This is a genomic window from Natrinema sp. DC36, assembly GCF_020405225.1.
GTDB lineage: Archaea > Halobacteriota > Halobacteria > Halobacteriales > Natrialbaceae > Natrinema.
In genome coordinates, this window is record NZ_CP084472.1 from 3,446,129 (window position 1) to 3,458,677 (window position 12,549).

Below are 12,549 nucleotides of genomic sequence, written 5' to 3' on the forward strand. Positions count from 1 at the left end.
GAAGCCGCTTAGTGCGAACACCGACTAATATCCCCCGTGAATCCCTCGAATTGGCGGACTTACCTCGTCACGCAGGCGTCGCTGTCGGGCGACCGGACGACGCCCGATATCGTTCGCGCAGCCGTCGACGGCGGCGTCGACGCCGTCCAGCTGCGCGAGAAAGAGACGAGCGCCCGCTCGCGGTACGAACTGGGGCTCGAACTGCGTGAACTGACGGCCGAGGCGGGCGTCGACCTGATCGTCAACGATCGCGTCGACATCGCGCGAGCGATCGACGCCGACGGCGTCCACGTCGGCCAGTCGGACCTTCCGGTCGGGGTCGCCCGCGACCTGCTCGGTTCGGATGCGATCGTCGGTTGTTCGGCGTCGACGGTCGCGGAGGCGCGGGAGGCGGACGCCGATGGGGCGGACTACCTCGGCGTCGGGGCCGTTTACGGGACTTCCTCGAAGGATGTCGACGCGGACAAGGACGGAGTCGGTCCGGAGCGAATCGCCGCGATCGCCGACGCGGTCTCGATCCCGATCGTCGGGATCGGCGGCATTACGGCCGACAACGCTCGGTCGGTCGTCGACGCGGGCGCGGCCGGCGTGGCCGTGATCAGCGCGATTACGGCGGCTCCGGATCCGGCTGCCGCGACCGAGTCGCTGGCAGCCGCCGCCGAAACGCCGAAGGCGATCGATACCGGAGGACGAGGGGAATGAGCGTAACCGATATCGACGCCGGCGACCTCGCGGAATCGGTTCGAACGGTCCGAGAGACGGAACCGCTCGTCCAGTCGCTGACCAACACGGTGACGATCAACGACGTCGCGAACGTAACCCTCCACTGGGGCGGGCTCCCGGTGATGGCCGACTCGTTCGGCGACGCCGGCGAGATGGCCGACCTCGCGCGCGCGGTCCTGATCAACACCGGCCAGGTGCCCGACGGCCGCGTCGAGGCGATGCACGAGGCCGGGAAGAAGGCGAACGAACGGGGCATCCCGGTCGTCCTCGATCCCGTTGGCGTCGGCTCGACGCCCTCGAGAGAGGCGGTCGCCGAGAGCCTGCTCTCGGAGATCGATTTCACCGTGATCAACGGTAACTACGGCGAAATCAGTGCGCTTGCGGGCGTCGAGGCCGAGGTCAAGGGCGTCGAATCCGTCGGCGACTACGAGGAGATCGAGCGGACGGCCGGCTCTCTCGCCGAGTCGACCGGTGCCACCGTCGTCGCCTCGGGCGTCGACGACGTCGTCGCGGATGCCGACGGTGCGGTCCGACTCACCGCCGGCGACGAGATGCTCGGCGAGGTCGTCGGCACCGGCTGTATGCTCGGCGTGACCGTCGCGACCTTCTGTGGCGCGTTGGAGGATGCCCGCGAAGCCGCCGTCCACGGCACGCTCGCGTTCGGTCTCGCCGGCGAACGCGCGGCCGAGATGGGGTACGCGGGCCCGGGCAGCTATCGGACGAACTTCCGCGACGCCGTCGCTGACGTGACGGGCGATACCGTCGCGGCTCTCTCCCTCGAGGACCGACTCGAGCAGGTGCGCTGAAGTACGTTCGAGCGGGTGCGCTGGCCCGGCCGGTCTCCGCCGGTCACCGTTCCGATAGTCAGATTGTATTGAAACCGTTTTAGTACCCGCTGGTAAACAGAAGCGTATGGCTCGAGACGAACTCCAACGCGCGGCCGAATCGATCGAAGAGGCTGCCGACGCGACAGCTAACGATGAGGCACAGGACCGACTCCGGACGCAGGCGGCGAAATTCGAGGACTACGCGACGGCCGATCACGGCCCGGATCACGGGCAGCTCGCGCGCCACGAACACATTCTGAACGAAATCGCCGACGACGAGGGCGGCGACGTCGCGTCGAATCTCGAGGACGCGCTCGCGTCCATCTCCGAGTTCCGGTCGGACCTCGAGGGCGTCTAAGGCTCGAAGAGAGTCGTTTTCGAGAACCGGCGTCCCGTTTTCCACGCTCCGTCGCCGTGCTCCGACCGCGACGGTCTCGACGCCCCTTTTGGGCACCGTCGCCACGAGCCCGCGGCTTCGATGGATCCATCGTCGCGTTCCCATACCGGCGGCGGAGTCGAGACATGTCCCGATTGGCGTCCCACGTTGCAGCGTTGCGAGGCAGCCGAACCAGTGGGTCGGCCGTCTCGCGTCCGGACGAGTGCCTATTGCTCGAGTCAGATATTCACAAAATCATCCGATAAATTACCATTCTATCCGCAACTCTATATTGTGTATATTGTGGAATTCTATCGATGTCGGATCGAGTCCCGGTTGACCAGTAGACCGCCGGATTCCGTTCCCGTATGACTGAGAAATCCTGCGTGAATGGCTCAAAAACACCGTTTTTGCGGGACATATTCTTGCTGACAGCTACTCGACTCTTCTCGCGGTCCGCCTCCAGATCGTTCGGCTCTATCGAGAGATATCTGGCTAAAACCCTCTCTCTCTTCCCGGAAATACGGCGTATCGTTTTCGTTGCTCGAGCAGCGCGAGTCGGTCGGGCGGAATCGAATAATTTGATCATACAGTACAATACTATGGCGCGTATCATTTGGAAAAATAATTTAAAAACCATTTCGACCGCGGTGCGACGTGAGGGTGTCGGACGCGTCTCGGTCGAGCGAGACGGCGTTCCGTACCGCCGTCGGATCAGGGCTCGGACAAGCATTGCAGTCCGCCGAACTGCTCCCCGCTGGCGGTCGCCTGACGTTTTGCGGAGCGCGGTGACTGGACCGACGCCCGCTTCGTCGGTTGCACGAGATCACTACCCGTCGACTCGTTGCTCCCGCGGCACAACCGATCCGACGGAGTCCGTCCGCTTTCGAGCGGGGTCTCGTCCGAGCGACATATCGGTCGGTACCTCGAGACGGCCGGTGGTTCCGGTTACGTTTCAACGACTGCGAGGACGGTCGGTCATTCCGACGGCGTGAACGCTTCGGCCCCCGCACCGGCGATCGCGACGTCTTCCGAAACGTCACCGCCGCTGGCACCGACCGCGCCGACGACCTCCCCGTCGTACTCGATCGGGATGCCGCCGCCGAACGTGACGACGCGATTGTCGTCCGTCGACTGGAGCCCGTATACGTCGCCGCCCGGTTCGGATCCCTCCTTCAGGTCCTCCGTCGGCTTCTTTACGGCCGCCGCGGTGTAGGCCTTGTCACGCGCGATACTCGCCGCGACGAGCTTCGCGCCGTCCTGTCGGCGAAACGCGAGGAGGTTTCCCTCGTGGTTCGTTACGGCGAGGTTCATCGGGACGCCGAGTTCGTTCGCCTTGGCTTCGGCAGCGTCCAGGATCTCTTTCGATTCGTCTAACGAAACCGAGTGGTGGGACTGCATTTCACCCGAAAGAGGTCGGCCCACGTATAAATCAGCTTCGGCTCGGCGAACGTAGCGCGGGCGCGGACCAGTCGGATACTCGTCGTGGTCCGACCACGTCACTCACCGAGGACAGGACTCGCGGGACGGTTTATCGACGGGTCTCGAGCGGGCGGGGTGATGGGATGTCATCGATGTCGATCGATGCTGGTCGCACGGACCGCGCCGCATTACGCCGGCGGGGAGTCCCACGTCTCGCCGTTGTCCTGGGGCTCGTAGTCGATCGTCTCCCGGGCGTTTTCGATGCTGTACCAGCGGCGATCGTTATCGCTGACGCCGCTGAAGATTTCGAAGCCGGGGTCGTCGGTTTGGAGACAGCAATCCATCATGTGCGCGAAGTCCCGGCGGGACTGCCACATGGCTTTCATCCGTGCGACCTGCTGTTCGTACTGGTCGCTTCCGCGTTCGCATTCGCCGTCGTCGACGTCGTGTTCGGCGTCACCGTAGGGATGGTCGTACTCGGGCATCCGCACGCTACAGATCCGGATCGCGTGGGCTCGTTTCGGGTACTCGTAGTTCTCGACGTAGTACCGACAGAGGTCTTCGCCGAAACTCTTCGAAACGCCGTAGTACGAGTCCGGTCGGACCGGATCCTCGTGGGAGAGCTGGAAGGGTGCCTCGGATCCGAAGTAGAGTTCGGGGGCGTTCTCGGACTCGTACATGCCCATCACGTGATTCGAGGAGGCGAACACGACCGTCTCGAGTTCCGCAGTCCGTGCGGCCTCGAGGGCGTTTAGTACCCCGATGACGTTGGGCTGGTGGACGTCGTTCCACGTGCCGTCGGTGAAGGGATAGCCCGCGAGGTGGATCATCGCGTCTTGATCGGCGGCCGCGCTCCGAACGGCGGTCGCATCGGCGACGTCGCCGACGACGGTTTCGTACTCCCCGTATTCGTCCCCGTCGTCCGGATCGTTCCGGTCGAGATAGGTGAAGTCGTAGTCGGGGTCGTCGTGAAGGTGGTCGATGATGGCGGTTCCACACCGTCCGTACGCACCAGTCAGTAGGACGTTCACAGGTGTTGGGTCTGCCGCGTGTGATATAATAGTTCGGATCACGCACCCGGATCCGGGGCCGCGACCGTGGTCTCCGAGGAAGTCCAGTGACTGGTCGACGTTACTGACCGTCAGTAAACTGCGACGCGGCCAGCAGGAAAAAGCCCTGTCCGTACGACGTCGACGTCAGCGGTGCGCCAGGACCGCCCGGCGGCCCGGCGACGCGGCGGACGGCCCCCTCGTCGTCGACGAGACCGATCGCGACGTCCATCGCGTCCCGCGCCGCCCGCTCGTACTTCTCGTCTTCGATGATGCCCAGCTCCAGGGCGCGCTCGAACGCGTAGGTGTACATGAGCGTCCCCGAACTCTCGAGGGGGGTGTGGGGATCGTCGACGATGTTGTACCACATACCGCTGTCGTCCTGTCGCTCCACGACCGCCGAGGCGACGTCCCGGAAGATTTCGACGAGTTCCTCGCGATCGGGATGGTCGTCGGGGAGGAACTCGAGAACGTCGACGATCGCCGCCTGTATCCAGCCGTTGCCGCGGGCCCAGAAGGTGCTCTGGGGGTAGCTGTTCGGCTGTTCGTGCCAGATGTGTCGGAACAGTCCCGTGTGCGGATCCTGGAGGTGTTTCGCGTGAACGATGAGTTGTCTGGCGGCCTCGTCGACGGCCTCGGGCTCGTCTGCGGCCGCCCCGTACCGGGCGAAGAACGGACACATCATGTAGACCGAGTCGATCCACAGCCCCTTCACGCCGGACAGCTCCGGGACGTGATGGGGGATACCGCCGTCTTCGGTCCGCTCGACCGACTGGAGGTTCTCGTACTCGCCGCGGGCGGCCTCGAGGTAGCGTTCGTCGCCGGTCCGTCGATAGAACTCGAGGACGCCGTGGCCGATCGAGGTCGTGTTGTTCGTGTTCATCGCCTTCCGCTCGTCGATCTCCCAGTGAGCGTCGTACTCCTTACCGTGTTGAAAGACCTCGATCGGATAGCTCGGCCCGTAGGAGAGCTGGCCGTTGCTGTCCTGGGTCTCGACCGAACGATCGACGAGCGCCCGTGCTGCCTCGAGACAGTCGTCGCGGTCGGTGGCGAGTAGCCCGTTTATCGCGACACCTTTCTGCCAGACCTCGTTTTCCATGTCCGTATCGATCGTATACGATGCGACGGCTGCGATCGCCTCGTCGAGGGACTGCGTCATAGTGACGATAGCTAACTCTCCGCGGGATCGCTGATAAATCTTGCTGACGGGACGAACGCGGCGATACTCGGCACCGATCGTCCGGCTACCCGACACCGAATCGCAGCGAGAGATCGAATGACGATACGTTTATCACTCAGCTATCCGATCTCGGATCTATGGCGTCCGAGAAGCTACAGGACGGACTGCGAAGCGTCGCTGCCGGACTGTTGACACCGTTCGACGACGATGGCGAAATCGACCACGAGAAACTGACCGCAAACGCCGAGGCACTCTCGAGCGACGGGCTCAGTACGTTCCTCGCGTGTGCGAACATCAGCGAGTATCACTCGCTGTCCCATCAGGAGCGTATCGACGTCACCGAGACCAGTGTGTCGGCGCTGCCCGACGACGCGTGCGTCCTCGCCGGGGTCGGCGGGAGTACGAAGACCGCACGCGACCTCATCGCCGCCTACGACGAGATCGGCGTCGACGCGATGATGATCATGCCGCCGGACCACACCTACGTCCACGAACGGGGGCTCCTCGAGTACTACGAGGCCCTCGCGAACGCGGCCGAGGTCGGCATCGTCCCGTACGTCCGCGGCTTCGAGCCGTCCGTGTCGTTCCTCGCGTCGCTGACCGAGATCGAGGGCGTGGCCGGAATCAAGTACGCCATCCCGGACGCGGTCAAGCTCGGGCAGGCGGTCGCGGCCGGCGACGACGACGTCGTCTGGGTAGACGGCATGGCCGAACCGCACGCGCTGTCGTTCTGGGTCCAGGGGGTCGAGGGGTTCACCGCCGGCGTGACGAACTTCGAACCGCGTCTCGGGCAGGCGTTGCTAACGGCGTTACGCGACGAAGACTGGGTGCGCGCTCGAGCCCTTCAGAACGCGGCCGTCCCGTACCAGCAGTTCCGTAACGGAACGGGCGAGGACAATACGCTCGCGGACGCGATCAGCGTCCCGGCCGTCAAGTACGGGCTCGAGCTCGCGGGCTACAACGGCGGCGCCGTCCGCGAGCCGATCGTCGGTCTGTCGGCGGCCGACCAGCAGCGGGCCGAAACGCTCTACGAGGAACTCCAGTCCGATCTCGACCGTCTTCTCTGAGACCGGGCCGCGGCTGCCGTCCGTTTTCCCGACGCGATTTTTTCGAACCGTCCGTCTCGCCGCACGACCGACCACGTCGTAGCACCCTCGCTCTCCGCAGTCGTCCGTCATCGTCGGAAGCCCGTTTTTCGGTGTCCGAGGTGGACGAACGTCGACTCTCAGATGCGCGTCCGGTTCGATTCTGCAGGGAGCGACGAACCAGCGTCCGGCCGAACCGGACAGCAGGACACGACCACCGATTGGTTCCTCCCCCAGAGTTACATTCCTATGGATGTAATTTGAGTCGATACTCTGTATAGCATCCGTCAAAACGGACGATTTCAGTGGAGAGCGGCCCGTTTCGTTGCATTCTACCCATCATCCGGTGATGCCGGACAGAATGCGCGATTCTCTGGCACGATTCGTCGTCGAAACGGACTGGACCACCAGTGCGATAGCGCCGCCGCTGCCGTATCGAACGAACGCAAAACCCGGTCCACGACCTGCTGACTCGAGTCGGCGAACGCCGACGGCCCCGTTAGATCATCCGGTACACTTCGTCCATCCACTGATCCGAGTCGTCGTCGACGGTGATCCCCTCCATCTCCTCGGCCCAGCGGGCCTGCGCGTCGCTCTCGTCCATTACTTCTTGGATCGCATCCGGGTCCTCGAGTTCCAGGAACCCGAAAACGTGCCCGTCGGATTCGAAGACGCTGTAGGTCTCGAGCCCGGCGTCGGACTCGAGGTAGGCGTCCTCGAGCCACTGTGGAACGTTCTCGTGGGCCTCGCGATACGCTTCGCGCTGTCCGTCCGCTATTTCGAGGTGGAACGCAATGCGTGCCATACGAGTGTCGCATCGAACGGCTCCCCTATAGCTATTCCCCCGTCTCTCGATCGGGCGTCCCTCACTCGAGCCGGTAGCGGTCGACGGCCGACTCGTCGACCTCGATACCGAGGCCGGGGTCCTGTGGCACGGCGAGTTCACCGCCGGTCGGATCGAACGGCGACTCGAGCAGGTCGTTTCGAAGCGGGTTCTCGCTGCGATCGAACTCGAAGAGGACGGGATCGGGCTCCATCCCCTCGGCGTGGGGATACGTCGATAGGCTCGCGGCGAACTGCAGCGCGGCCGCGGTCCTGACCGCGCTGTTCCAGACGTGCGGTCGGACGACCGCGTTCGCCGTCGTCGCCAGCGTCGCGAGGAACCGCGCCTCGGCGAAGCCGCCACAGCGTCCGAGATTGGGCTGGACGACGTCGATCAGTCCGTCCTCCAGCAGCCGCGCGAACTCGAACCGACCGTAGTGGGCTTCGCCGGCCGCGAGGGGCGCGTCGACGCGCTCCCCGATCTTGCGGTAGCCCCCGTAGTTCTCTGGCGGGACCGGCTCTTCGACCCACGTCAGGTCGTAGGGCTCGAGTTCGCGGATCGACGCGATCGCCCCTCGCGGCGTGTAGTTGCCGTTGAAATCGACCATCAGGTGCGCGTCGTCGCCGAGGATCTCGCGGGCGATCTCGACGCGCCGACGGTCGTCCTCGCGGCCGCCGCCGATCTTGATCTTCGCCGCGGTGAACCCCTCCGCGACGGCCGCTTCCATGGGGTCGGCCGGGTCCTCTCCCCACTCGGTGAGGTACATCGTCGACGCGTAGGGAACGACTGACTCGACCCGACGGCCGCCGAGCAGTTCGTGGATCGGCTTTCCGACCGCCTTGCCCCGAAGGTCCCACATCGCGACCTCGATCCCCGAGAGCGCGGACTGTGCGAGCGCCTCGCGGGCGGCGTGGTAGCCGCCGATGTCGCCGGTGTAGACGCGATCGGCCAGGGATTCGGCCGCGACCGGGGAACTCCCGAGCACGGCGTCGGCGAACTCGTCCTCGATCAACGCCGCGACCGCCCGCGGCGAGGCGAAGGCTTCGCCCCAGCCGACCGTCCCGTCGGCCGTCTCGAGCCGAACGAGCGTCGCCGATCGCGACTCGGTCATCCCGCGCGAGCCGCCGAACGCGCGGCCCGCTTCTAGCTCGTGTGACAGCGGAATCGCTGTGACATCGGTGATCTCCATCTCATCCGTGGGCTCTCGCGCACACCTCAAATAGCTGTTCCCAGTCACCCCCAGCGTCGGTTCCGGGCCGAAACTCGCGAGCCGTGGCGGACAGCGGAACGAAAACGGTAACGGCGACGATTCGACTACCGGAACTGCGGTGCGACTTCGTCGGCGAACAGTTCCATACCGCCGGTGTCGGGGAAGTCGACGAACCAACACTGAAACTTCGTGACGCCGGCGTCGATCCGCCGCTCGATCGCCTCGGCGCACTCCTCGGGCGTTCCCATGATGAAGTAGTCGCGAGCGATCTCCTCGGTCGTGATGTCGGCCTGATCGACGTATTCCTCCTCGAACTGGATCGGGATCATCAGCTCGAGCAGGCGCTCGTATTTCTCGGGGTCGCGCGTACAGATGACGTGGCCGTCCCAGGAGTACTCGATCTCGTCGGGATCGCGGCCGACCGTCTCGCAGTGGTCCTCGATGACGCCGATCTTGTGTTCGAGGGTCTCCGGCGTCCCGTTGAACACGTCCGTGTTCCAGATGTCGGCGTGTTTCGCGACGAGTTTCAGCGTCACGTCTTCGCCCTGCCCGCCGACGAGGATCGGCGGGTGCGGGTCCTGAACCGGTCCGGGCTCGCAGTGCGCGCCGTCGATCTCGTAGCGCTCGCCAGCGAACGAGGCGGCCTCGCCGGGTTCGGTGGCCCACAGTTCCTTCATGAGCCGGATACCCTCGTCCAACCGCATCAGCCGCTCGAAGCCGTCGCGGTACTCCCAGCCGTAGGCCTCGTACTCGGGCTCGTGCCAGCCGGCACCGAGCCCGAGCTCGAGGCGACCGTCGGAGATCACGTCGAGCGTCGCGGCCATCTTCGCGACGAGCGCGGGGTTGCGGTAGTCGTTACACAGCACGAGCGATCCGAGGTCGATGTCGTCGGTGAGGCCCGCCAGTGCGGACAGCAGCGTCCAGCACTCGTACTCGGCGTGATCCCGGCCGAGCATGAGGTGGTCCGGTGCCCACGCGGCGTCGAAGCCGAGTTCCTCGGCTTTCAGAACGCCCTCCTTCGTCGTCTCCCAGTCGAGTCGCTCGTAACACGGCGTGTCGCGGTGGACGGGATCGGTTCCCGACTCCGGCGCGCCCGCGAACACCGGGACGTTGTATTCGAACGTGATGTCGCTCATGGATCACTCCACGCTGTAGTGCTCGAGGGCCTCGGGGTTGGTCGCCGAACTCAGCCCGACGGTGTCGGGCAGGGGGATGGTCCCGTTCTCAGCGTTCGGCGGGTTGGCGTAGATGGCGTCGGCGTAGGTCGACTCCTGTTCTCCCTGGCGCTCCTGATACCACTCGGGGATCGGGAAGTACTCCGCCATCGGCGCGTTGGTCGAGGCGGCGATGAAGTGCAGGGTCGGGTTCGTCCCGGAGTGGGGGATCACCGGCACGTCGCGAGCGCTCGCCATGGCGTCGATCCGCTGGAGTTCCGTCAGGCCGCCACAGCGGTGGATGTCGGGCTGGAGGATGTCGACGGCCTCGCGCTCGAGCAGTTCTTTGTGGCCCCAGCGGGTAAACTCGTGTTCGCCGCCGGAGATGGGAACGTTCGACGCCTCGCGGACCTCCGCGTAGCCGTCGATGTCGTCGGGGATGACCGGCTCCTCGACCCACTCCATGTCGTAGCGCTCGAGGCGCTTGAGCATCTTCTTGGCGTATCGAACGTTCCAGCCCATGTACGCGTCGCCGGCGATCGCGATCTCGTCGCCGACGGCGTCGCGAACCGTCTCGACGATCTTCTCGTTTTCTTTCATGCCCTGCCGACCCGCTTCCGGGCCGTACCGGAACCGCAGCTTCATCGCGTCGAAGCCCTGCTCAGCGTAGTTCTGCGCCTCGCGCGCGAGCGTCTCGTGATCGAGCGGGTGGAGGTTGCTCGCGTAACAGGGGATGTCGTCCGTGACCGGGCCGCCCAGCAGTTCGTAAACCGGCTTCTCGGCTTCCTTGCCGGCGATATCCCAGAGCGCGAGGTCGATAGCGCTGATGGCCTCGATCGCCGCGCCCTTCCGACCGAAGGGGATCGTCGCCCGGTACATCATGTCCCACAGTCGTTCGCGCTGGTGGGGGTCCTCGCCGACGACGAGCTTCGAGAGCGTCTCGTTGACGATCGTCTCGATCGAGCCCGTCGCCCAGTTGCCGACGCCGATGCCGGTGATACCCGCGTCGGTCTCGACCTCCACGACGACGTCGCCGACCGGCCCCATCCACTTCCGACGGGCCTCCGGGTTGTCGCCGTCGGCGTTGTTGTACTCGTCGAACTTGCTCATAACGGTGACGAGCGGGAACTCGACGAACTCGCCCCAGGAATCGGTACTGACCTTCGTGACGGTAATATTCGTTATCTCCATAAGTCTGAATTCACTTCCGACGAACTCAGTCCGACGTGTGTCTAACAGCCACATAAGTGTTTATAGTGTCCCGACCGCGAGACGACCGCGCTGGCTCGTCTCTCGCGTTGTTCCGCCCGTCTCGAGCCCATCGACGCCGTGTCCGACCGCCGGCGATCGCTGGGTGGACTCGAGCGGGTCGTTCCCGCCCGACCGAACGTGTTTCACACCTAAAGTTATATGTAGGTGAGTCACCCACCTACTGATAGCTCGATCAGAGCGAGGTAACCCTACATGAAGGCTATAGTACATACCGGTCCCAGATCTATCGAGATTCGCGAACGTGAGAAGCCAGTTCCCGACGTCGACGAGGTGCTCGTTCGCGTTCACTCGGCGGGGCTGTGCGGCAGCGACGCGCACGCGTACACCTACGAAGACGGCTACAAGTGGATCCCGATCCCGCGGATTATGGGCCACGAGTACTCCGGCGAGGTCGTCGCGGTTGGCGACGACGTCACCGACTTCGCGGTCGGCGACCACGTCGTCGAGGAGCCGATCCACGACTGCGGCTCGTGTTTCCAGTGCAAGAACGGACAGCCCAACGTCTGCCAGAACTTCGAGATCACCGGCATGCACAACGACGGCGCGTACACCGAGTATACGACGGTTCGAACGCGAGATCTACACCTGATTCCGGACGACGTCCCGCTCGGACACGCGAGCATCACCGAACCGCTCAGTATCGCGACGCGCGCGGTGTTCGACCAGTCCACTGTGACGCCCGGCGACACCGTCCTCGTCGAAGGGCCCGGCCCGATCGGCGTCCTCGTCGCGGCCGTCGCGGACTCGATGGGCGCGAACGTTGTCGTCTCCGGCCTGGGCAAAGACACCGAGTATCGGCTCCCGCTCGTCGAACGGCTCGGGATCGAGACCGTCGACATCGAGACGACCGACCTCTCGGACGTCGTCGACGCCCGAACCGACGGCATCGGCTTCGACGTGGTGTTCGATACGACCGGCCACTCCAGTGGCGTCGAGATGGCCATCGACAACGTCCGCAAGGGCGGGCAGGTCGCCGTCGTCGGCCTCCCCGGCTCGCCCAGCGAAGTGTTCATGACGCCGGTCGTCCGCGGCGAGGTCGACGTGAATACCTCCTACGGCTCGACGTGGAAGAACTTCGAACAGGCCATCCGACTCCTCTCGGCCGGCGCGATCGACGCCGACGCGATCATCGACCGCTCGTTCAGCGTCGACGACCCGACCGCCGCGTTCGAGGCGTTCCTCGAGTCGGAGACCTGCAAGCCGGTCTTCTCGTTTTCCGAGTGAGGTAAGGCGGTGGTGACCGCACGGTTCACAGTACAGTCCGACGACGCGAGCGCCGCCGACCGGGCAAACGAGTCCGAGAGGGGACGAGGCGACCGGCGTCCGATCGTTCCGTTCGTCCGCTTTGTCAGTAAGACCGATAACAAATTTATCAATAACTAATATATAGTCGTCCCTGTAACAGTGGGATTGCCACACACGGTGGCG

13 protein-coding genes are annotated in these 12,549 nt (G+C 64.7%); 5 read left to right on the top strand and 8 right to left on the bottom strand.

All coding sequences use genetic code 11. The features are described from left to right. Window positions 1-36: 36 nt before the first annotated feature. The 3 genes from thiE to LDH74_RS17650 all read left to right on the top strand — a co-directional run bounded on the left by thiE (window position 37) and on the right by LDH74_RS17650 (window position 1,908). Window positions 37-702 (top strand): thiamine phosphate synthase, encoded by a 666-nt coding sequence (thiE, locus tag LDH74_RS17640; protein ID WP_226039995.1) that lies wholly within the window; start codon window positions 37-39, stop codon window positions 700-702. Further along, a complete protein-coding gene (gene thiM / locus LDH74_RS17645; RefSeq protein ID WP_226039996.1) occupies window positions 699-1,529 on the top strand; it encodes a hydroxyethylthiazole kinase in 831 nt (276 codons plus the stop codon). Before thiE ends, thiM begins: the two co-directional genes overlap by 4 nt. Window positions 1,530-1,635: 106 nt before the next feature. Then, window positions 1,636-1,908 (top strand): hypothetical protein, encoded by a 273-nt coding sequence (locus LDH74_RS17650; protein ID WP_226039997.1) that lies wholly within the window; start codon window positions 1,636-1,638, stop codon window positions 1,906-1,908. Window positions 1,909-2,904: 996 nt separating this feature from the next. Here the strand turns inward: LDH74_RS17650 and LDH74_RS17655 are convergent. The 3 genes from LDH74_RS17655 to LDH74_RS17665 form a co-directional block, all read right to left on the bottom strand. Next, window positions 2,905-3,327 carry a heme-binding protein gene (locus LDH74_RS17655; RefSeq protein ID WP_226039998.1) on the bottom strand — a complete coding sequence of 141 codons (423 nt, stop codon included), beginning with the start codon at window positions 3,325-3,327 and terminating at the stop codon, window positions 2,905-2,907. Between the two features lie 209 nt (window positions 3,328-3,536). After that, on the bottom strand, window positions 3,537-4,379 hold the full coding sequence (locus LDH74_RS17660) for an NAD(P)-dependent oxidoreductase (protein WP_226039999.1): 843 nt from the start codon (window positions 4,377-4,379) through the stop codon (window positions 3,537-3,539). A 100-nt stretch (window positions 4,380-4,479) separates the two neighbouring features. After that, window positions 4,480-5,556, bottom strand: a complete 1,077-nt coding sequence (locus LDH74_RS17665) for a glycoside hydrolase family 88 protein (protein WP_226040000.1) — start codon at window positions 5,554-5,556, stop codon at window positions 4,480-4,482. A gap of 158 nt (window positions 5,557-5,714) precedes the next feature. Between LDH74_RS17665 and LDH74_RS17670 the strand changes: the two genes are divergently transcribed. Then, complete coding sequence (locus LDH74_RS17670) at window positions 5,715-6,644, top strand: dihydrodipicolinate synthase family protein (RefSeq protein WP_226040001.1); 930 nt, start codon at window positions 5,715-5,717, stop codon at window positions 6,642-6,644. A gap of 517 nt (window positions 6,645-7,161) precedes the next feature. Here LDH74_RS17670 and LDH74_RS17675 read toward each other — a convergent pair. The 5 genes from LDH74_RS17675 to LDH74_RS17695 form a co-directional block, all read right to left on the bottom strand. After that, window positions 7,162-7,467, bottom strand: a complete 306-nt coding sequence (locus LDH74_RS17675; protein WP_226040002.1) for an L-rhamnose mutarotase — start codon at window positions 7,465-7,467, stop codon at window positions 7,162-7,164. A 61-nt stretch (window positions 7,468-7,528) separates the two neighbouring features. After that, entirely contained in the window at window positions 7,529-8,674 is a 1,146-nt protein-coding gene (locus tag LDH74_RS17680; RefSeq protein WP_226040003.1) for a mandelate racemase/muconate lactonizing enzyme family protein, read from the bottom strand. A 125-nt stretch (window positions 8,675-8,799) separates the two neighbouring features. Next, on the bottom strand, window positions 8,800-9,831 hold the full coding sequence (locus LDH74_RS17685) for an LLM class flavin-dependent oxidoreductase (RefSeq protein WP_226040004.1): 1,032 nt from the start codon (window positions 9,829-9,831) through the stop codon (window positions 8,800-8,802). Between the two features lie 3 nt (window positions 9,832-9,834). Continuing rightward, on the bottom strand, window positions 9,835-11,040 hold the full coding sequence (locus LDH74_RS17690) for an enolase C-terminal domain-like protein (RefSeq protein WP_226040005.1): 1,206 nt from the start codon (window positions 11,038-11,040) through the stop codon (window positions 9,835-9,837). Between the two features lie 60 nt (window positions 11,041-11,100). After that, a complete protein-coding gene (locus LDH74_RS17695) occupies window positions 11,101-11,247 on the bottom strand; it encodes a hypothetical protein (protein ID WP_226040006.1) in 147 nt (48 codons plus the stop codon). Window positions 11,248-11,313: 66 nt separating this feature from the next. Here LDH74_RS17695 and LDH74_RS17700 point away from each other — a divergent pair, with 66 nt between their 5' ends. After that, window positions 11,314-12,345, top strand: coding sequence for an alcohol dehydrogenase catalytic domain-containing protein (locus tag LDH74_RS17700; protein ID WP_226040007.1), 1,032 nt, complete (start codon window positions 11,314-11,316; stop codon window positions 12,343-12,345). Window positions 12,346-12,549: the final 204 nt, after the last annotated feature.